We start from the raw sequence: 18,098 nt of genomic DNA, 5'->3' as shown, positions 1-18,098 counted from the left end.
CGCCCGCCTCATCGCCGCGCACGTGCCTGGTCCGGGGCGCGAGCCGGTCATCGTCCGGTGGCGGTGAAGTGCATCCGGTCCTTCGGGCTGGTCCACGCCCCGCCCCAGCTCCACCCGATCGCCGCGAACGCGCGCACCGTCGCGTCGCCCGCCAGGACCATCCCCGGTCGCACCCGTGCGCGGTCGACGTACGCCGAGGCCAGCTCGGGCAGCACCAGGTCGCGCTGGGTGTACGGGTTGCAGAACGGGTTTACGTCGACCGCGAGCCCGAACGCGTGCGCCGACCACGTCGTCTGCCCGCGCGCCGGGCGGCAGACGAACGCGCTGGTCGTGTTGCCGTCGCCGGTCGGCGGCGCGGTCAGCTCGGCCGGGCTCGTCACGCGCATCTCCTCCAGCGGGAAGTGCGCACCGAAGAGCTGGCCGAACACCTTCGTGATCCCGGTGGCGCCGGACGCGTTCACCAGCATCTCGCCCGTGTGCGCGCGGCCGTCGAAGCCCCGGAACGTCATCGTGAGGTACCGCAGGTCCGACGCCTTGACCGGGCACGCGGGCTGCCAGGTGCTGCGCGCGAGGACGTCGGCGGGCACCGGGCTGATCGTCGCGTGGTACTCGCCGTCGGGCGGCGGCGGGAGCAGGTCTTTTGTCGGAAGTGCCCGGTTCACCAGTTCGGGTGGTGTCGGCTCGACCTCGCCGAAGCCGTCCGCGCGGCGGGGGAGCGGCCGGGCACCCACCTGCCAGGTGACGGCCGGTGCCGGAGACGGGACCGAAGGCGTGGTCGGCACCGAAGCCGTGGTCACCACCGAAGGCGCAGGCAGCGGCGTGGACGGCGCCTCCGCCGAGCACGCGCTCACGGCGAGGGCGAGCACCGTCCCGGTCACCGCCGTCGCTCTCCGTCGCATTCGGCCAGCTTGGCAGAAGCGCTCGGTGAGCGCGGAGTCCACCCGTTCCAGTGACACCGTTTCGGGCCCACTCGGATTAGGGTATTCACCGCCACTCGTTCACGCACCGGAGTCGTCCGGGTGCCGAGTGCTCTGTCTTGTGCTGTGCCGAAGAGGGGAAGACCCGATGTCCGTGAAGTTCCGCCGACCCCTGCTGCTCGCGAGCGGCGCGCTCCTCGCGGTCGCCGCGGTGGCCGTCCCGGTGGTGGTCGGCACGGCCTCGGCGGACCCGGCGTCGGCCAACCAGCCGCGGATCGTCGGCGGGAACAAGGCGTCCTTGTCCGACCACCCGTACGCGGTCTTCCTGACCGACGGCGGCGGGAACCAGTTCTGCGGCGCGGTGATCGTCAGCTCGACGGCGGTCGCGACGGCGGCCCACTGCGCGAAGGCGGTGTCCAAGCAGGACATCCGCGTGGTGGCCGGCCGCGAGGACAAGCGCACCGACGACGGCCAGGTGCTGGGCGTGTCGAAGGTCTGGATCGACAAGAGCTACAGCGACCCGACGCGGGGCGGCGACGTCGCGGTGCTGACCGTCCGCGGCCAGTTCGACTACCGGCCCGCGAAGCTGCCCGGCAACGCGGACGCGCGGCTGTACAGCGAAGGCACCGAAGCGACGGTGCTCGGCTGGGGCCGCGTCGCCGACGGCGGCGCCCGCTCCGACTACCTGCGCAGTGCCCAGGTCCCGGTGGTCTCGGACAGCGAATGCCGGTCGGACTACGACGTCTACGACCAGAAGACCATGGTGTGCGCGGGCTACCGCGAGGGCGGCATCGACGCGTGCCAGGGCGACTCCGGCGGCCCCCTGGTCGTGGGTGACACGCTGATCGGCATCGTGTCCTTCGGCGACGGCTGCGGCAAGGCGGGCAAGCCGGGCGTCTACACGCGGGTCTCGGAATACGTCGACGACATCGAGGCCCAGGCGAAGCCGCGCACCCTGTTCCCCTGAGCGTGGTAAGCAGGGGTATGCCGACCCTGCACGACGCGACCGGTCCCGAGCTGACCGCCGCGCAGCTCCACGACATCCTCCGCCTGCGCGTGGACGTGTTCGTGGTGGAACAGAAAGCCGCGTACCCCGAGCTGGACGGCCGGGACCTGCTGCCGGACACGCGGCACCTGTGGTTCGAGGGCGACAGCGGTGTCACGTCGTACTTGCGCGTGCTGCTCGACCCCGGTGGCATTCGCCGCATCGGCCGGGTCGTGACGGCGGCGTCCGCGCGCGGCCAGGGTCTGGCGGCCCGGCTGATGGAGGCGGCGTTGACGGTGCCGGGGGAGTACGTGCTCGACGCGCAGACGTACGTCCAGGACTTCTACGCCCGCTACGGCTTCGTCGCGGAAGGCGCGGAGTACACCGACGACGACGGCATCCCGCACATCCGGATGCGCCGCCTGCCCGGCTAGTTCGCGGCGCCGCGCGGGGCGGTCGCCGTGATCACCTTCACCGCACGGTCCACATCGGACTCCGTGAGGTCGGCCCGCGCGGTCAGGCGCAGGCGCGAAATGCCGTCCGGCACCGACGGTGGCCGGAAGCACCCGACGCGGATGCCCTGCTCCGCGCACGCCGCCGCCCAGGCCGCGGCCGTCTGCGCCGACGGCGCCTGCACCGAAATCACGGCGGCGTCCGGCATGCTCGCCTTCAGCCCCGCCGCCTTCAACGACATCGCCAGGTTGCCCGCGTTCTCCAGCACCTTCTCCGCCAGGCCCGGCTCTTCCTTCAGCGCGTGCAACGCGGCCAGCGCCGCGGCGGCGCTCGCGGGCGCCAACGCCGTGTCGAAGATGAAGCTGCGCGCGGTGTCCACGAGGTGCTTGATCACGCGACGCGGCCCCAGCACCGCCCCGCCCTGAGCGCCGAGCGACTTCGAGAGCGTCACCGTCGTGACGACGTCGGGCGCGCCGGACAGCCCGGCCGCGTGCGCCGCGCCGCGGCCGCCTTCACCCAGCACGCCGAACCCGTGCGCGTCGTCCACGAGCAGCGCCGCGCCGTGCGCACGGCAGATCCCGGCCAGTTCGCCGAGCGGGGCCAGGTCGCCGTCGACCGAGAACACCGAGTCAGTCACCACGAGCGCGCGCGGCTTGCGCCGGGTCGCCAGCGCGTGCTTGATCGCCGACGGCGTCGCGTGCGCGACCGCCGCGACGTCCGACCGCGACAGGCGGCAGCCCTCGATCAGGGACGCGTGGATGTACTTGTCGGTGACGATCGCGGCTTCGGCACCCGACAACGCGGTCACCGCGCCGAGGTTCGCCGCGAAGCCCGAAGAAAACACCAGTGCCGCCTGCGTGCCGCAGAACCGGGCGAAGCTCCAGCTCCAGCTCGGTGTGCAGCTCCGTCGACCCGGTGACCAGCCTGGACCCGGTCGAGCCCGCGCCCCAGCGCAGTGCGGCGGCCGCGGCGGCCCCGGCGACGCGCTTGTCGCGGGCCAGCCCCAGGTAGTCGTTGCCCGCCAGGTCCAGCTCGTCCGCCTGCGCGGGCCGCGGCCGCAGCTGCCGCACGAGCCCCGCGTTCGCACGCTTCTCCGCCTCGGTGTCGAGCCAGTCGAAAACCTCATCGGGCGGGGGCGTCGGCGGCGTAGTCACGTCCCGCAGTCTCGCATCCGCGGTCGGCGTCACCGTGACCCAGGGCCCGGAAACGCCGGAAGCCCCGGACCGCCGGTCCGGGGCTCCCGAAGGGAAAACTCAGCTGTCGTAGCCGCGACGCGGGCCACGGCTCGGGCGGCCGTAGCCACCGCCGTTGCCCGTGCGGGGCTGACGGCCGCGGCCGCCGAAGCCGCCGGGACGGCCTTCGCGGTCGCCACCGCGGTAGCCGCCACGGTCACCCCCGCGCTCGCCGCCGCGGTCACGGTCGCCGTAGGTGCGCTCGCCGCGGCCGTAGCCGCCGCGGTCGCCACCGCGGCTCGAGCCGCCGAAGCCGCGGTCGCCGCGGAAGCCACCGCTGCGACGCGGGTTCTCGCGCCGACGCTCGACGACCGGCTCGCCGCTGGGCTCCTTGGCGCCGGTGATGCGGGACAGCTCGGCGTCGCCCGGGCGGACCGTCGTCGACTCCGCGCGCACGCCGGCGCGGTCGGTCAGGCGGCGGACCATCCGGCGCTGGTCGTGCGTGGCCAGCGTGACGACCACGCCGGACGCCCCGGCGCGCGCCGTGCGGCCCGCGCGGTGCAGGTAGTCCTTGTGGTCGGCCGCCGGGTCGACGTGCAGCACCAGCGAGATGTCGTCGACGTGGATACCGCGCGCGGCGACGTCCGTGGCGACCAGCACCGGGGTGTGGCCTTCCTTGAAGTCGGCGAGGACGCGGTTGCGCTGCCCCTGCGTCTTGCCGCCGTGCAGCGCCGCCGCGTGGACGCCCTGCTCGCGCAGCCGCTCGGTGAGGCGGTCGACGTGGTGCTTGGTGCGGACGAACATGATCGTGCGGCCGTCACGGGCGCCGATCTGGGTGATGACGTCCTGCTTGTCCTGGTGCGAGACCTGGAGCACGTGGTGGTCCATGGTCGTGACGCTCGCGGTCGACGGCGCGACCGAGTGCGTGACCGGGTCGGTCAGGTACTGCTTGACCAGGCGGTTGACGTCACCGTCGAGGGTCGCGGAGAACAGCAGCCGCTGGCCACCCGGCGGGGTCAGGTCCATGATCTCGCGGACCTGCGGCATGAAGCCCATGTCCGCCATCTGGTCGGCCTCGTCGAGGGCGATGAAGTTGCAGTCGCCCAGGTGCGCGGTGCCCTGGCGGACGTGGTCCGACAGCCGGCCGGGGGTGGCGATCAGCAGGTCGACGCCGCGGGACAGGGCGTCCGCCTGGCGGGCGAAGGCCATGCCGCCGACGGCGGTGCGGCACCACAGGCCGAGCGACTTGGCCAGCGGGGTCAGCGAGTCGGCGACCTGCATGGCCAGCTCGCGGGTCGGGACGAGGATCAGCGCGCGGGGGCGCTTCGGGCGGGCCTTGCCACCGTCGAGCCGGGCCAGCATGGCCAGGCCGAAGGCGAGGGTCTTGCCGGAGCCGGTCTGGGCGCGGCCCAGCACGTCGCGGCCGGCCAGCGCGTCCGGGATGGTCGCGGACTGGATCGGGAAGGGGCTGTTGATGCCCGCGTCGGCCAGGGCGCGGAGCAGCGGCTCCGGCAGGCCCAGCTCGGCGAAGGTCTTGGTGGCCACGAGTTCGACGGCGTCGTCGCGCAGCATGTCCCCACCGGCCGGGCGGGTGCGCGGCTTGCGGTCGGGACGGCCCGCGCGAGCGGACGTCGAGGAGTGGCCGGAGTTGAACGTGACTGTCACAAATGCCTCTCGGACGTGGTTCGTCACAAGGGAGGCCCGGGCTGCCCGCGCGCAGGCAGGGCAAGATGGTGTGCGATGGGCGTTCACAGGGACGGACCCGGCACACCGTGTCTTGCGCTTTCCGACACTGCGCGCCGCTTGGGGGTTGCGGATCACCGCGAGCCATTCGGTGGCTTTGGAGGCGACGGACACCAACTACATCCACGCCGCCGGTTGCGGTCTGTATCGATAGTACCTGAGGGAGTCCTGGTCCTTCGCATCGAGGTAACCCGTTGTGGGCGGCGTCGCAGACGTGTTCCGTGCCACATCCGCGACGCCGCTCCGGATTCCTACGTGAGCCCGGCGGCGGAGACGAGTTCCGCCAGCAGCTCCCCGGTGTTCGTGACGTGCTCGCCGAGCCCGCGGCCGTGGAACCAGCCCGCCAGGTTGCGCACGTCGCGGGCCAGGAACTCGACGCCGCCGGGGTTGGCGACGACGTCGACCACCTGCGGCAGGTCGATGACCATCAGCCTGCCGCGGTGCACGAGCAGGTTGTACGCGGAGAGGTCACCGTGCGCGAGCCCTTCCGAGGCGAGCAGCTCGAGGGCCGCGGTGGCCTGGAACCACAGGTCCTTCAGCTCGTCCGGGTCCGGGCGGACCTGGGCCAGCCGCGGCGCAGCCGTCCCGTCGTCCTCGCCGAGGAACTCGAGCAGCAGCTCGGTCCCGCTGCGCTGCACCGGGTACGGCACCGGCGCGCCGAGTGTCCACAAGCGACTCAAGGCGGCGAACTCGGCGACCGCCCACTGTTCGGCGATGAGGTTGCGGCCGAACGACGTGCGGTGCTCGATCGCACGCATCTCGCGGGAGCGGCGCATCCGCCGCCCTTCGAGGTAGCCCGCGTCGCGGTGGAACAGCTTGTGCTCGTCGCTGCGGTAGCGCTTGGCGGCGAGCAGCACACCGTCGGTGCCGGGCAGGCCGCGCCGCAGCAGGTGGACGTCGGCCTCCTTGCCGGTCTTGAGGACGCCGAGGTCGGTGTCGACCGCGGCGAGCTCGGTGACGACCCAGTCCGGCCGGGGCAGCGGGCCGTGCTCGGCGTCGTCCCAGGTGGACCAGCGGTCGGCGCCGTCCGGGAGCTGGGTTTCCGTATAAGCGTCGTCGCGCAGTTTCGCGAGGCGGACGCGTTCGCCTTCGGTGAGCCGTCCGCCGCGGGTGGGCTCGGGTTCGTCGTCGAACCGCGCGCGACGGCTCGTGCGGCGTCGCGAAGGCTGCTGGTCGAACAGGTCGAAGTCGTCGAAGTCGTGCTGGCGCACTGGTGGGTTTCTCCTTGGTCAGGGATGCCCCACCGGGCGCGTGGTCAGCCTCGGGGGGCGGGTGGGTGAGGGCGCGAAAGGGCCCGGACAGTCATCACGACAGGCACCTCCCGTTCACTCCGCACCGGCTCCCTGCCGGGTCCGCTCAGCTTGCCGGAGTCGTCACGCTCCGCGCAACCGAATAGCGCGAACGGACCGTTCGCGCCCTTTCCTTGAATTCCCCGCACCGCCCTGGCCACGATGAACGAGCAGGCGGAACCGAGGAGGGTGGATGGACGCGTACGACGTCGTGGTCGTCGGCGGCGGGCACAACGGGCTCGTGGCGGCCGCGTACCTGGCGCGGGCGGGCCGGTCGGTGCTCGTGCTGGAGCGGCGCGGGGAGACCGGCGGCGCGGCCGTGTCGTTCCGGGCGTTCGAGGGTGTCGACGTCCGGCTCTCGCGCTACTCGTACCTGGTCAGCCTGCTGCCGAAGAAGATCGTCGCCGACCTCGGCCTCGACGTCCGGCTGCGGCGGCGCCGGATGTCGTCCTACACCCCGGCGGGCGGCTCGGGTCTCCTTGTCGACACGGGCGACGACGCGCGGACGGCGGCGTCGTTCCGCGCGATCACCGGGTCCGGCGGGGACTTCGCGGCCTGGCGGCGGTTCTCCGAGCTGACCGGCCGCGTCGCCGAGCGCGTCTTCGGCACGCTCACCGAACCGTTGCTGTCCGAAGTGGACTTCTGCAGCAGGGTCGGCGACGCCGAGGCGTGGACGCGGCTGTTCGAGCGGCCGATCGGCGAGACGCTCGAGGACTGGTTCGGCGACGACACCGTGCGCGGCGTGCTGCTCACCGACGCGCTGATCGGTACGTTCGCCGCGGCGGGCGGTGCGGACCTGCGGCAGAACCGCTGCCTGCTCTACCACGTGATCGGCAACGGCACGGGCGACTGGGACGTGCCGGTCGGCGGCATGGGCGCGGTCACCGGTTCGCTGGCCGCGGTGGCCTCGGCGGCCGGCGCGCGCCTGGTGACCGGCGCGGAGGTGCTGTCGATCGACCCGGACGGCGAGGTGCGCTACCGCCGCGACGACGCCGAACACGTCGTGCGCGGCGGGCACGTCCTGGCGAACGTCGCGCCGGAGACCCTGGCGCGGCTGCTCGGTGAAGAGCCGCCGGAGCGGCCGGAAGGCGCGCAGCTGAAGGTCAACATGGTGCTCTCGCGGCTGCCGAGGCTGCGCGACCCGGACGTCGACCCGGTCGACGCGTTCGGCGGCACGTTCCACGTCAACGAGACGTACGCACAGCTGGAGACGGCTTACCGCGAGGCGGCGGGGAAGATCCCCACGCTGCCGCCGTGCGAGATCTACTGCCATTCGCTGACGGACCCGTCGATCCTCGGCCCGGCCGAGCGCGCGGCCGGCGTGCAGACGTTGACGTTGTTCGGCCTGCACATGCCCGCGCGGCTCTTCGAGGGGCGAAACGAAGAGGCGCGCGAAGCGGCGTTGCGCGCGACGCTGGCTTCGCTGAACAGCGTGCTGGCCGAGCCGATCGAGGACTGCCTGCTGACGGCGCCGGACGGGAAACCCTGCGTGGAGGCCAAGACACCCCTGGACCTGGAAGCCGAGCTCGGCCTGCCCGCCGGGCACATCTTCCACCGGGACCTGTCCTGGCCGTTCGCCTCGGTACCGGAGGAGGCGGGCCGGTGGGGCGTCGAAACGGCGCACGCACGCGTTCTGCTGTGCGGCGCGGGAGCGGTGCGAGGAGGTGGTGTCAGCGGCATCCCCGGCCACAACGCGGCGATGGCGGTACTTCGCGGCACCGAGTGAGTGAATTGTTTTCCGATCATTTCCGGAATTGATCACGCTGCCCCAAGCAGGTATTCCGCGGGCGACGGCGTTGACAGCCGGATCGGCGGGGTGCTCCCATGAAACCGCAGTGGCGAGGGCGCGGCCGCGGAGGGGTCAGATGAGCGAAGACGGTTCATTCACGGATTTCCCGCTCGAAATCAGGCGGCGCGTGGCGAGCTACGTCGCCATGACCCGGCCGACCGGAATCCCCGAAGTGTCGCAGCACGGATCCGAGGGATCCGAATACAGCGAAGGCACGGAAGGGAGCGAGACCTCGGAGCGTTCCGAAACGACGGAAACGAGCGAGAACTCCGAGACGTCGGAAATGATGGAACGGTATGCCGCCCGATTCCGCTGACCGCGATCCCGAGCCGTTCATCCCGCCCGAGGCCCGGCCCGCGGTGGTCGCGGACCTGGCGAAGACGGCCTGGCAGGTCGCGGCCGCGCTCGAAGCGTGGGAAACCTCGCGGCGGTGACGCTCCTGGTCATCGCGCCGGACTCGGACGAGACGGCGGCCCGGTTCGCCGGGTTCGCCGCGGCGCACGGCGTTCCGGCCGTGGTCGCGCACGAGTTCGGCCGGGTCGGGGTGTCGGTGCACGTGAGCCGCGACCGGGTCTGCCGCGTGCGGCTGACGGTCGACGGTGCCGAGGTGAGCGGCGTCCTCAACCGCGGCATCGGCGGCTGGGGCGACGACCCGGACCGCGCCTTCGCCGCCGCGGAAACCTACGCGGCCTTCTGATCGGCCGTCGCGCTGTGGCCGGGACCGGTGGTCAACCGGCCGTCGGAGCACGGGTTCGTCGCGCGCCTCGACCCTCTCGAACCGGTCGCGGCCGGGGTGGTCGAACCTCCGCACACGGTGATCCTCAACGACGGGTCGGCGCCCGGCCGGGAGGTCTACCGGATTCCCGAGTGGACGGTCGTCGACGCCGGTGAGCCCCGCGAGCGGTGCGAAGTCGTGCGGATCACCGACCGCGACCCGGCTCGCTCCCGCCGGGTCGTGCTGGCCGGAGCCGAAGTCTTCGCGGCGGACGGGGTGCGGCTCGACGGGGTGGCGCCGATCGTCGCGTGGCTGCGGCGGCGAGGGGTGGAGTTCGCCGACTTCACCGTCGAGCCGGGGGAGCGGGCGCTCCGGCTCGTCGACGTCTCGTGCTGGCCGGGCCACCGCCTGTTCGCGGACCGGGAGGACGAGGTCTACGCGGCTCTCCTGCGCCGGCTCGCGTCGTGATCCTCGCGCTCGGGCTCGCCGCCGACCCGACGTTCACGGCCGGGCTGCGGGCGGTGCACGCGGCCGGGATCGCGGTCCGGCCGGTCGACCTGCCGTCACTGGCGCTTCGCGGCCGCGTCCGGATTCCGTTGGGCAGCCTCGAAGACACGGTCCTGTCCGTCGGCGACGAGACGGTCCGCGTCGGCGACTTCCCGGCCATCTGGTGCCGTTTGGTGGATGTCGCTTCCGGCGCGCCGTCGGCCGGACTCGCGGCGGCGTCGGCGGGCCAGACCGAGGCGCTGGCGCGGATCCTGGAGTTCGTGCCCGGCAAGGTGATGAACCCGCCGCTGCGCGAGGCGTCCGGGTTCACGAAGGTGCTGCACGCCGTCGCCCTCGGCGAGGTCGGCGGCTGGCGGGTGCCCGAAACCTGCCTCACCTCCGACCCCGCAGAGGCGCTCGGGTTCGTCCGCGGCTGCCGTGGCGGCGCGATCTTCAAGGGTGCCAGCGCCACGAAGACGTGGGCGACGGTCTTCGAGCCGCACCACGAGTCCCGCCTGCCGCGGCTGGTCCACCTGCCGGTGTTGTTCCAGGAACGAATCAGCGGCCCGGACGTGCGAGTCCACGTGGTCGGTGACCGCTGCTTCGGCGAGCTGATCGACTCCCCGGCGCTCGACTACCGGACCGTCCGCGGGGGCAACGACTACCGGCCGCTGGTCCCGCCGCGGGAGATCACCGAAGGCTGCGCGCGGCTCACCGGGCACTGCGGCGTCCCGCTGCTGGGTGTCGACTTCAAGATCGACCGCGCCACCGGCGAGTGGTTCTTCCTGGAGGCGAACTCGATGCCGTGCTTCGAGGGCTACGACGAACGCGCGGACGGTGCCATCTCCCGCGCGATCGTCGAGTGGCTCGCCGCGCCGTGACCGCGCCTCAGCCGTGCTCGGCGCACAGGCAGCCGACGGCCGGCTCGATCCACTCCTGGCCCGGCCACTCCGGGTGGCGTTCCAGCAGCACCGCCCGGACCTCGGCGACGATCTCGTCGCGGGCCATCGCGGAGTCCCGCCGCCGCCACGTCTCGTCGCGCAGCTCGCGCAGGTAGTCGCGGACGTCGGTGAGCACCCGGACGCCGCCGATCTCGCCGTGGCCGGGCACCACGGTCCGGGGCTGCGCGGCGGCCAGGCCGTCGAGGACCGCGAGCCAGCCCGTGCCCGAGACGTCCGTGTCGTGCGGCGGGAACCACGGGAAGATCGCGAACTGCCCCGTTTCGGCCAGGTCGCCGGTGAAGAGCACACCCGCGTCCGGCACCTCGATCACCTGGTCGCCACGGGTGTGGCCGCGGCCCGTCGGGCGCAGCCGGACCGTCCGGCCGCCGAGGTCTAGGTCGTACGCGCCGTCGTAGACGACGTCGGGCTCCGGGATCCGCACGCCCTCGAGCCGCCGGACGATCACCTCGCCGAGGCCGCGGAACATCTCCAGGTAGCCCGGGCCTTTCGTGGCCAGGTCGGTCGCTTGGGCGCGGTTGACGAGGTAGGTGGCTTCCCCGGCGAACACCTGCGCGCCGAACGCGTGCTCGGGGTGGAAGTGCGTCGTCGTCAGGTACAGGCGCCGGCCTTTCGCCACTTCGGCCGCGAAGGCGAGCACCTCCGACGCGTTCGCGGTGCCGATGCCCGTGTCGACGACGAGGACGGCCTCCGTGCCCCCGACGACACCGATGTTGGGCACCAGGTCGACGCGGCGGTTCGGGATCACCAGCAGGTCCGGGGCGATCTCCTCGGCGGCGGTGACGCGCACGGCGGGATCGGTCAGTTCGGTCATGCCCCGATTCCACCGCCGGGACGCGCGGGCCGTCCAAGACCGATCGCGTGGCACCGATACCGGGCGCCTATCGTCGCCGGTCATGGAGCTACGCACGTTGCGGTACTTCGTGGCCGTCGCCGAAGAACTCCACTTCGGCCGGGCCGCCGCGCGGCTGCACATGAGCCAGCCGCCGCTGAGCCGCGCGATCAAGCAGCTCGAAGCCGACGTCGGCGCCGTCCTGCTCGTGCGGTCGGCCACCGGCGTCACGCTCACCGCGGCCGGGGCGGCCCTGCTGGACGAGGCGCGGGCGCTGCTCGACCAGGCCGAGCGGGCGCGGGTGCGTGTCGCGGGTGCCGCGACGCTGACCGTCGGCATCCTCGGCGACAGTGCCGACCCGGGTGCGACGCGGCTCGCCGACGCCTACCGCGAAAAGCACCCGGACGTCGAAGTCCGCGTCCGCGACACGGACCTGACCGACCCGACCTGCGGGCTGCGCGCCGGAGCCGTCGACGTCGCCCTGACGCGCGGGCCGTTCGACGCGACCGGCCTGACGGTCCACGAGCTGCGCGCCGACCCGGTGGGCGCGGTGCTGCGCGCCGACGACCCGTTGGCCGGACGGGCAAACCTGGCACTGGCCGACCTCGCCGGGCGGCGCTGGTTCCGGTTCCCGGACGGCACCGACCCGGCCTGGCAGGCGTACTGGCACGGCGGCGAGCCGCGCGAAGGGCCCGTCGTGCGGGCCGTGCAGGAGTGCCTGCAGGCCGTCCTCTGGAACGGCACCGTCGGGCTGATGCCGCTCGGGCACCGGCCGCCGGACGGGCTGGCCGTCGTCCCGGTCACCGACCTGGCGCCGAGCCCGGTGGTCGTCGCGTGGAAGCGGGAGACGCCGCTGGTCCGGTCGTTCGCGGCACTCGCGACGGCCGCGTATCAGACCACCGGCGGGCGGCGGACGTCGTAGAGGTCCCAGTCCAGCTGCCAGAACGCGTCGATGCCGTGCTCGCGGATGTACTTCCGCTCGGTGTCGTGCACGGGGTAGCAGCCGGCGATGCTGATCGGCGCGCCGCCGACGTCGATCAGCGTGTACTGGTGCGCGTCGAGCCCCGCGGGCGCCGAGACGGCGAACGCGGTCATGGCGGACTCCGGCGCGATCGGCTCGCCGAAGTCGATCGTGTCGCCCCAGACGAACGGGCACGTGCCGCGCAGCTGCTCGGCGAGGTAGCCGATGGCGAGCGCCCAGATCGGGTCGTCGGAGCGGACACTGATCCACAGCTCCGGTTTCATGCCGTGCCAGTCGGGGTGCTCGGCGAGCGAGAGGCCGTAGGTCGCGCCGGTCAGGTAGCGCGGCTCGGGCTCGTCGGCGTAGACGAAGGCGATGACGTCGTCGAGCCCGGGATGGGTCGACGCGATCGGCTGCAGCCGGGGCTCGGTGGTCCCGGTCAGGGTGTCGAGATGGGCGACATACCGCTCGGCACGGCTCGGCATGGCGCGCAGCATACGACCGACCGGCCGGGCCCGCGGCGCAATGTCGTTGGCCCGGGCGCGGCACTTTCGGGCAGGGTGGGGGACATGCGAGTGCTCGTGATCGGAAGCGGAATCGGCGGCGCGGCGACGGCCTGGCACCTGGCGGGCCGGGGCGCGGAGGTGGTGGTGGCGGACGCGGCCCGCCCGGGGACGGCCACCGAGGCGGGCGCGGGGATCGTCAGCCCGTGGACGTCCCGCTGGGAGGACGCCGTGTACCCGCTCGCGGCGGCCGCCGGCCGCTACTACCGCGAGTTCACCGAAGAGCTGCCGGGGTCGTCGTTCGAGGTCGTCGGCGGGATGATCGTCTCCGCCGACGAAGCCGAGCTGGCCGAGGCGGAGGAGCGGCTGACCCGGCGAGCCGCGGACGCGCCGGAGATCGGCGAGATCCGGCGGCTCGACCCGGCCCAGGCCCGCGAGCTGTTCCCGGCGCTGGCGCCAGGGCTGGGCGCGGTGCACCTGGCGGGCGCGGGCCGCGTCGACGGGCACCTCCTGCGCGCCGCCTTCCTGACGGGCGCCGAGCGCCGGGGCGCGAAGTTCGTCGAGGGCGAGGTCGCGTTCCGCGCCGACGGCACGGTCGTGGCCCCCTCCGGCCCGCTGGAGGCCGACAGCGTCGTGGTGGCGGCGGGCGCGTGGAGCCGCGAGCTGCTGGCGCCGCTGGGGATCGACCTGCCGGTGACGCCCCACCGCGGCCAGATCAGCCACTTCGACCTGCCGGACACGGAAACGGCGGCGTGGCCGGTGGTCCTGCCGCGCACGAGCCACTACCTGCTGGCCTTCGGCGGCGGCCGGGTGGTGGCGGGCGCGACCCGCGAGGCGGAGGCGGGCTTCGACTACCGCGTGACGGCGGCGGGTCAGCGCGAGGTGCTGGACAACGCGCTGACGGTGGCGCCGGGGCTGGCCGACGCGACGCTGGCGGAGACACGTGTGGGCTTCCGCCCGGGCACGCCGGACGGCTTGCCGATCCTGGGGCGGCTACGCCCGGGGCTGGCGGTCTCGACGGGCTTCGGCGCCGGTGGGCTGACGAACGCGCCCTTCGCGGGGAAGCTCATCGCCGAGGTCGCGCTGGGGGAGGACCCGGGCTTCGACCTGAGCCCGTTCGCCCCGGACCGCTTCTGAGCGGGCGCGGTCAGCCTTCGGTCACGAGGTCGAGCGCGTGCTCGCCGGTGCGCTCGACCGTCAGGCCCGCACGGCGGATCACCTTGGCCAGCTGGTCCACTGTGGACGGTTCGGCGCGGGTCGTCGCCAGCACCCGCGCCAGCCGGCCCTTGTACGCCTTGTTGAAGTGGCTGACGGTCACGCGCTCGCCCTTGTCGTTCTCCGTCACCACCCGGACCACCACGGCGTCCGGGCGCAGCTTCGCGAACGCCGAGTACGTGCCCGAGCGCAGGTCGACGACCAGGCCCTCCACCTGCCGCAGCACCGGCTCGAGCACCGGCTTCCAGAGGCCGCGCACGGTCCCGATCGACGGCAGCGCGTTCCCTCCCGAAAGCCGGTACGCCGGGATCGGGTCCGTCGCCGACACGACGCCGAACAGCGACGACGTCACCGCCAGCCGCCGGTGCGCCTTCTCCAGCCCGGCCCGCGTGAAGCTCTTGACGTCCAGCGCGTCGTAGAGGACGCCCGTGTAGCGGCGCAGCGCGGGCATCGTCGGCGACGTCCACAGCGCCGCGTTGCGCGCGACCTCGCCGGTCTGACGCTCGGTGATGCCCAGCGCCTCGATGCTCGCCGGGACGTCGGTGGCCAGGTCGGCGAGCGCGTCGGCGAGCTTCGCGCGCGTCGGGTTCAGCTCGGGGAACGACAGGGCGTCGAGGTCGAGCGGACCGCCGCGGCCGCCGTCGGCCTTGGTCTCGGAAGGGGGCAGGAGCACCAGCACCCCCTGAGCGTAAATCGGGGTGCGCGGTCCGTGCCGCCCGGCCTAGCCTCCCGGCATGGACCTGACCTGGCGCCCGTTGACCCTCGACGACGTCCCGGAGCTCACCCGGCTGTACGCGGCCGCCGAGGAGGTCGACCGCACGGGCGACCACTTCACCGACGAGGACCTTCGGGAAGAGCTGGAAGCGCCGAACGTCGACCTTCCCCGCGCCACGGTCGGTGCCTGGGCGGGCGACCGGCTGGTCGGCTACGCCCTCATCCGCCGCCGGGACGCCGCCAATCCGGTGCACATGGTCCGGATCCAGTCCGTGGTCCACCCGGACCACCGGACCGACGCAGTCGGCGCTCACCTGATCGAGTGGTTCGCGCGCACGGCCCGCGAAGTCCACGAGCGCGCCTTCCCGGACGCCCCGCTCGAGCTGCACCACAGCCAGCACCAGAACGAGCGCTGGATCGCGGGCGTCCTCGCCGACGCGGGGTACCGCCACGCGCGGACAATGGTGACCATGCGCGTCGGCCTCGACCCGCTGCCGGCGCAGCCGCCCCTGCCCGAGGGGTTCGAGGTGGTGCCGTTCGACTTCAAGTACGACCTCGCGGTGCTCGACGCCCGCAACGACACCTTCGCCGACCACTGGGGCAGTACGGTCTACGAGCCGGCCGCCTGGCGTCACCTCGTGACGGGCTCGAAGGACTTCCGCCCGGACCTGTCGTACCTCATCCTCGACGGCGACAAGGTGCTGGCATTCGTGCTGAGCCACTTCTACGCGTCGGAGGCCGCGGTGACGGGCATCCGCGAGCACTACGCCAGCTGGGTGGGAACGCGGACGGCGTTGCGCGGCCGCGGCGTGGCGTCGGGCCTGCTCGGTCACACGCTGAAAGCGGCGAAGGCGGCGGGATTCGACCGATCGGCCCTGAACGTCGACGTCGACAACGCCACCCGCGCACTGGGCGTGTACGAGCGGTGCGGATATCGCGTCGACGACGAATGGCACGTTTACGTCCTGTCCTGAAAATGGGACGGCCCACCGCCGATCGGGGAATGGACGGTGTTCGTACCATCGCCTCATGAAGCCGAATTCCGCGTCCCCGGGTGCGAGAGCATTGGCCGCTTCGCTGCGCGAAGTACGCGAAGCACGCGGTAAAGGACTTCGCGAACTCGCGCGGATGGTGGGAATCCTGCCGCAGTTGTTGTCGGCGTGGGAGAAGGGACAACGGGTTCCCCGCCCGGAAGACATCGCGCGCCTGCTCGGGGCGATGCGGGTCGACGACGCGACCTACGACCGCCTGATGCGCCTGGCGAAGCGAGCCAAGGACGACAACTGGCTCGACGCGAACCCGGCCGACCTCCCGCCCGCATTATCCGGTATTCTCGAATACGAGCGCACAGCCACGGCGATCACCAACTGGGAACTCGCGATCGTGCCGGGACTCCTGCAGACCCCGGACTACGCGCGGGCGATCCTGAGCAATTCGGAAATCGATCTGGCGCAGGCCGACGCCAGGTTGGTCGCGCGGTTGAACCGGCAGCGGGTGCTCACCCGCACGGATCCGGTCCGGCTCATCGCGCTGGTGGGCGAAATCGCGATCCGCGAGGAGATCGGCGGGCCCGACGTGATGTCGGACCAGGTCGATCACCTGCTCGCGATGATGGAGCGGCCGAACATCTCACTGCGGATCGTGCCCGCGAACATCGGTTACCACCGCGGGCTGATGGGGTCTTTCATCCTGTACGAATTCGCCTCGCTGCCGCCGATCGTGCACCTGGAAAACTCGCATGCCACCGCGTTCCTCCACGAGGATGGTGTCGTTCGCAGCTACCGGAAACAGGCTAAGATCCTGGCTGGCAAGGCACTGAGTGAAGACGACACCCGAACCCGGCTTCGGGAGGTCGCGCGATAGCCCGGGAGGCCTCGGCGTGAGCACCAAGATCTGGCGCAAGGCGAGTTACAGCGGTGCCGAATCCAACTGCGTCGAGGTCAGGCTTGACCGCTCCGTCGGCATCCGGGACACGAAGGCCCGGGAGCACGGCCACCTGACCGTCTCCCGCGCCGCGTGGGCCGCCGCGCTCACCGTTCTACGAGGTTGAGCAGTTCCTCTCCCTTCACATACCTCCGCAGCTGCTCGGCCGCGAGCTTCTTGGCGCGCGGATAGAACGAGGCCGACCCGCCCGCGATGTGCGGGGTGATGACCACGCCCGGCGTCGTCCACAGTGGATGGTCGCTCGGCAGCGGCTCCGGGTCCGTCACGTCGAGGGCAGCGCGGAGCCGCCCACTGGCCGTCTCCGCCAGGAGGGCTTCCGTCCGCACCGCCGTGCCGCGGCCGACGTTGACGACCAGGGCGTCGTCCGGAAGCGCGGCCAGCTCGGGGGCGCCGAGCAGGCCGCGCGTCGCCGGGGTGTCGGGCAGGACCAGCACCACGATGTCGGCCGCGGGCAGCAGGCCGGGCAGCTCGGCGACGCTGTGCACCGCGTCGCCGGGCCGGGCCCGGCTCGCCACCCGCGTCACGACCGCCTCGGCCGCCAGCAGCTGCCGCTCGATCGCCTGCCCGATCGAGCCGTAGCCGACCAGCAGCACCCGGCTGTCCGCGAGCGACCGCGTGTGCTCGCGGACCCACTCGCCGCGCGTCTGCTGGGTGAACCAGCGGGGCAGGTCACGCTGGGCCGCGTGGATCAGCGCGAGGGCGTGCTCGGCGACGCTCAGGTCGTGCAGGCCGCGTCCGTTGGCCAGGCGGACGCCGCCGGGCAGCAGCGGGACCAGTGTCTCCACCCCGGCCGACAGGGACTGCACCACGCGCAACGAGGGCAGTTCCTTGATCAGCTTCGGTGGCTCCGGCCCGCGGTCGTACGGCAGCACGTAGAACTCGACGGCGTCGAGGTCCGGCGGAGGCGCGCCAAGACCGTCGTAAAACGCGGCCTCGATCCCCTCCGGCACCTCGATGTCGGTCCACGGCAGCAGTACGCGAGCGCTCATGCCGCCTTTCTACCCGAGCGCCACCCGCGCGGCGGCTACTCGTGCCGCGACCCGGAGACGCAGAACTCGTTGCCCTCCGGATCGGCCAGGACCGTCCACGCGAAGCCGGGCACCTCGTGCTCGCCCAGCTCGGTCGCGCCCAGCCCGACCAGTCTCTTCACCTCCTGTTCCCGGTCTTCGGACCCGAGGTCGATGTGGACCCTGTTCTTGCCCGCGCGTGGCTCGGGCACCCGCTGCAGCCCCAGCGAGAGCCCGCCCTCCGGTGGGGCGAGGAACAGGAACTCGCCCCCGAAGTCCTGGGCGACGGTCGTACCGAGCGCCGCCGTCCAGAACTCCGCCAGCCTGCGCGGATCCGCGCAGTCGATCGTGACCATGGCCATGCGAACTGTCATGCCGCGAACGCTAGCGGTCACCACCGACAAAAACGGGCCG

Annotated in this window: 21 protein-coding genes and 1 pseudogene; 13 read left to right on the top strand and 9 right to left on the bottom strand. The window is 72.6% G+C overall.

Translation table 11 applies throughout. The features are described from left to right. Positions 1–47: 47 nt before the first annotated feature. A complete protein-coding gene (locus QP939_RS00430; protein ID WP_285454439.1) occupies positions 48–899 on the bottom strand; it encodes a M15 family metallopeptidase in 852 nt (283 codons plus the stop codon). Positions 900–1,065: 166 nt separating this feature from the next. Between QP939_RS00430 and QP939_RS00425 the strand changes: the two genes are divergently transcribed. Both QP939_RS00425 and QP939_RS00420 read left to right on the top strand, forming a co-directional pair. Next, positions 1,066–1,884, top strand: coding sequence for a S1 family peptidase (locus QP939_RS00425; RefSeq protein WP_285454438.1), 819 nt, complete (start codon positions 1,066–1,068; stop codon positions 1,882–1,884). Between the two features lie 17 nt (positions 1,885–1,901). Then, positions 1,902–2,336 carry a GNAT family N-acetyltransferase gene (locus tag QP939_RS00420; RefSeq protein WP_285454437.1) on the top strand — a complete coding sequence of 145 codons (435 nt, stop codon included), beginning with the start codon at positions 1,902–1,904 and terminating at the stop codon, positions 2,334–2,336. On the opposite strand, the pseudogene QP939_RS00415 reads toward QP939_RS00420, so the two are convergent. From QP939_RS00415 to QP939_RS00405, 3 genes and pseudogenes are all read right to left on the bottom strand, one after another. Further along, positions 2,333–3,509: pseudogene (locus tag QP939_RS00415) on the bottom strand (8-amino-7-oxononanoate synthase). The gene QP939_RS00420 and the pseudogene QP939_RS00415 overlap by 4 nt on opposite strands. Before the next feature lie 99 nt (positions 3,510–3,608). Further along, positions 3,609–5,192: a DEAD/DEAH box helicase gene (locus QP939_RS00410; protein ID WP_285454436.1), complete on the bottom strand. Its 1,584-nt coding sequence runs from the start codon at positions 5,190–5,192 to the stop codon at positions 3,609–3,611. A 329-nt stretch (positions 5,193–5,521) separates the two neighbouring features. Continuing rightward, on the bottom strand, positions 5,522–6,481 hold the full coding sequence (locus QP939_RS00405; protein ID WP_285454435.1) for a serine protein kinase RIO: 960 nt from the start codon (positions 6,479–6,481) through the stop codon (positions 5,522–5,524). 271 nt (positions 6,482–6,752) lie between these two features. Between QP939_RS00405 and QP939_RS00400 the strand changes: the two genes are divergently transcribed. The 6 genes from QP939_RS00400 to QP939_RS00375 all read left to right on the top strand — a co-directional run bounded on the left by QP939_RS00400 (position 6,753) and on the right by QP939_RS00375 (position 10,430). Continuing rightward, positions 6,753–8,285 carry a phytoene desaturase family protein gene (locus tag QP939_RS00400; protein WP_285454434.1) on the top strand — a complete coding sequence of 511 codons (1,533 nt, stop codon included), beginning with the start codon at positions 6,753–6,755 and terminating at the stop codon, positions 8,283–8,285. A 139-nt stretch (positions 8,286–8,424) separates the two neighbouring features. Then, complete coding sequence (locus QP939_RS00395; protein WP_285454433.1) at positions 8,425–8,664, top strand: hypothetical protein; 240 nt, start codon at positions 8,425–8,427, stop codon at positions 8,662–8,664. Further along, a complete protein-coding gene (locus tag QP939_RS00390; RefSeq protein WP_285454432.1) occupies positions 8,645–8,782 on the top strand; it encodes a hypothetical protein in 138 nt (45 codons plus the stop codon). The genes QP939_RS00395 and QP939_RS00390 overlap by 20 nt, the downstream gene beginning before the upstream one ends. Then, a complete protein-coding gene (locus QP939_RS00385; RefSeq protein WP_285454431.1) occupies positions 8,779–9,045 on the top strand; it encodes a hypothetical protein in 267 nt (88 codons plus the stop codon). Before QP939_RS00390 ends, QP939_RS00385 begins: the two co-directional genes overlap by 4 nt. A gap of 27 nt (positions 9,046–9,072) precedes the next feature. Beyond that, on the top strand, positions 9,073–9,531 hold the full coding sequence (locus tag QP939_RS00380) for a hypothetical protein (protein WP_285454430.1): 459 nt from the start codon (positions 9,073–9,075) through the stop codon (positions 9,529–9,531). Then, positions 9,528–10,430, top strand: a complete 903-nt coding sequence (locus tag QP939_RS00375; protein WP_285454429.1) for an ATP-grasp domain-containing protein — start codon at positions 9,528–9,530, stop codon at positions 10,428–10,430. Before QP939_RS00380 ends, QP939_RS00375 begins: the two co-directional genes overlap by 4 nt. Positions 10,431–10,437: 7 nt before the next feature. Here QP939_RS00375 and QP939_RS00370 read toward each other — a convergent pair whose 3' ends face one another. Continuing rightward, positions 10,438–11,322, bottom strand: a complete 885-nt coding sequence (locus QP939_RS00370) for an MBL fold metallo-hydrolase (RefSeq protein WP_285454428.1) — start codon at positions 11,320–11,322, stop codon at positions 10,438–10,440. Between the two features lie 82 nt (positions 11,323–11,404). Between QP939_RS00370 and QP939_RS00365 the strand changes: the two genes are divergently transcribed. Beyond that, entirely contained in the window at positions 11,405–12,262 is an 858-nt protein-coding gene (locus QP939_RS00365; protein WP_285454427.1) for a LysR family transcriptional regulator, read from the top strand. Here the strand turns inward: QP939_RS00365 and QP939_RS00360 are convergent. Then, on the bottom strand, positions 12,232–12,786 hold the full coding sequence (locus tag QP939_RS00360; protein ID WP_285454426.1) for a suppressor of fused domain protein: 555 nt from the start codon (positions 12,784–12,786) through the stop codon (positions 12,232–12,234). The two genes, QP939_RS00365 and QP939_RS00360, sit on opposite strands and share 31 nt — an antisense overlap. An 84-nt stretch (positions 12,787–12,870) precedes the next feature. On the opposite strand from QP939_RS00360, the gene QP939_RS00355 reads away from it, so the two are divergent. Next, positions 12,871–13,941: an NAD(P)/FAD-dependent oxidoreductase gene (locus tag QP939_RS00355; RefSeq protein WP_285454425.1), complete on the top strand. Its 1,071-nt coding sequence runs from the start codon at positions 12,871–12,873 to the stop codon at positions 13,939–13,941. A gap of 10 nt (positions 13,942–13,951) precedes the next feature. Here QP939_RS00355 and yaaA read toward each other — a convergent pair whose 3' ends face one another. Continuing rightward, positions 13,952–14,698: a peroxide stress protein YaaA gene (gene yaaA, locus QP939_RS00350; protein ID WP_285454424.1), complete on the bottom strand. Its 747-nt coding sequence runs from the start codon at positions 14,696–14,698 to the stop codon at positions 13,952–13,954. A gap of 55 nt (positions 14,699–14,753) precedes the next feature. On the opposite strand from yaaA, the gene QP939_RS00345 reads away from it, so the two are divergent. Genes QP939_RS00345 through QP939_RS00335 form a run of 3 tightly spaced genes read left to right on the top strand, consistent with a single transcriptional unit; the run spans position 14,754 to position 16,783 of the window. Further along, positions 14,754–15,707, top strand: a complete 954-nt coding sequence (locus QP939_RS00345) for a GNAT family N-acetyltransferase (protein ID WP_285454423.1) — start codon at positions 14,754–14,756, stop codon at positions 15,705–15,707. 55 nt (positions 15,708–15,762) lie between these two features. Next, positions 15,763–16,596 carry a helix-turn-helix domain-containing protein gene (locus QP939_RS00340; RefSeq protein ID WP_285454422.1) on the top strand — a complete coding sequence of 278 codons (834 nt, stop codon included), beginning with the start codon at positions 15,763–15,765 and terminating at the stop codon, positions 16,594–16,596. 16 nt (positions 16,597–16,612) lie between these two features. Then, positions 16,613–16,783, top strand: a complete 171-nt coding sequence (locus QP939_RS00335) for a DUF397 domain-containing protein (RefSeq protein ID WP_285454421.1) — start codon at positions 16,613–16,615, stop codon at positions 16,781–16,783. On the opposite strand, the gene QP939_RS00330 is transcribed toward QP939_RS00335, so the two are convergent. Next, entirely contained in the window at positions 16,764–17,666 is a 903-nt protein-coding gene (locus tag QP939_RS00330; RefSeq protein WP_285454420.1) for a 2-hydroxyacid dehydrogenase, read from the bottom strand. The two genes, QP939_RS00335 and QP939_RS00330, sit on opposite strands and share 20 nt — an antisense overlap. Before the next feature lie 35 nt (positions 17,667–17,701). Continuing rightward, on the bottom strand, positions 17,702–18,058 hold the full coding sequence (locus tag QP939_RS00325) for a VOC family protein (protein WP_285454419.1): 357 nt from the start codon (positions 18,056–18,058) through the stop codon (positions 17,702–17,704). Positions 18,059–18,098 lie beyond the last annotated feature (40 nt).

The organism is Amycolatopsis nalaikhensis (assembly GCF_030264295.1).
Taxonomy (GTDB): Bacteria; Actinomycetota; Actinomycetes; order Mycobacteriales; family Pseudonocardiaceae; genus Amycolatopsis; species Amycolatopsis nalaikhensis.
This window is presented reverse-complemented; position numbering and strand designations above follow the sequence as displayed.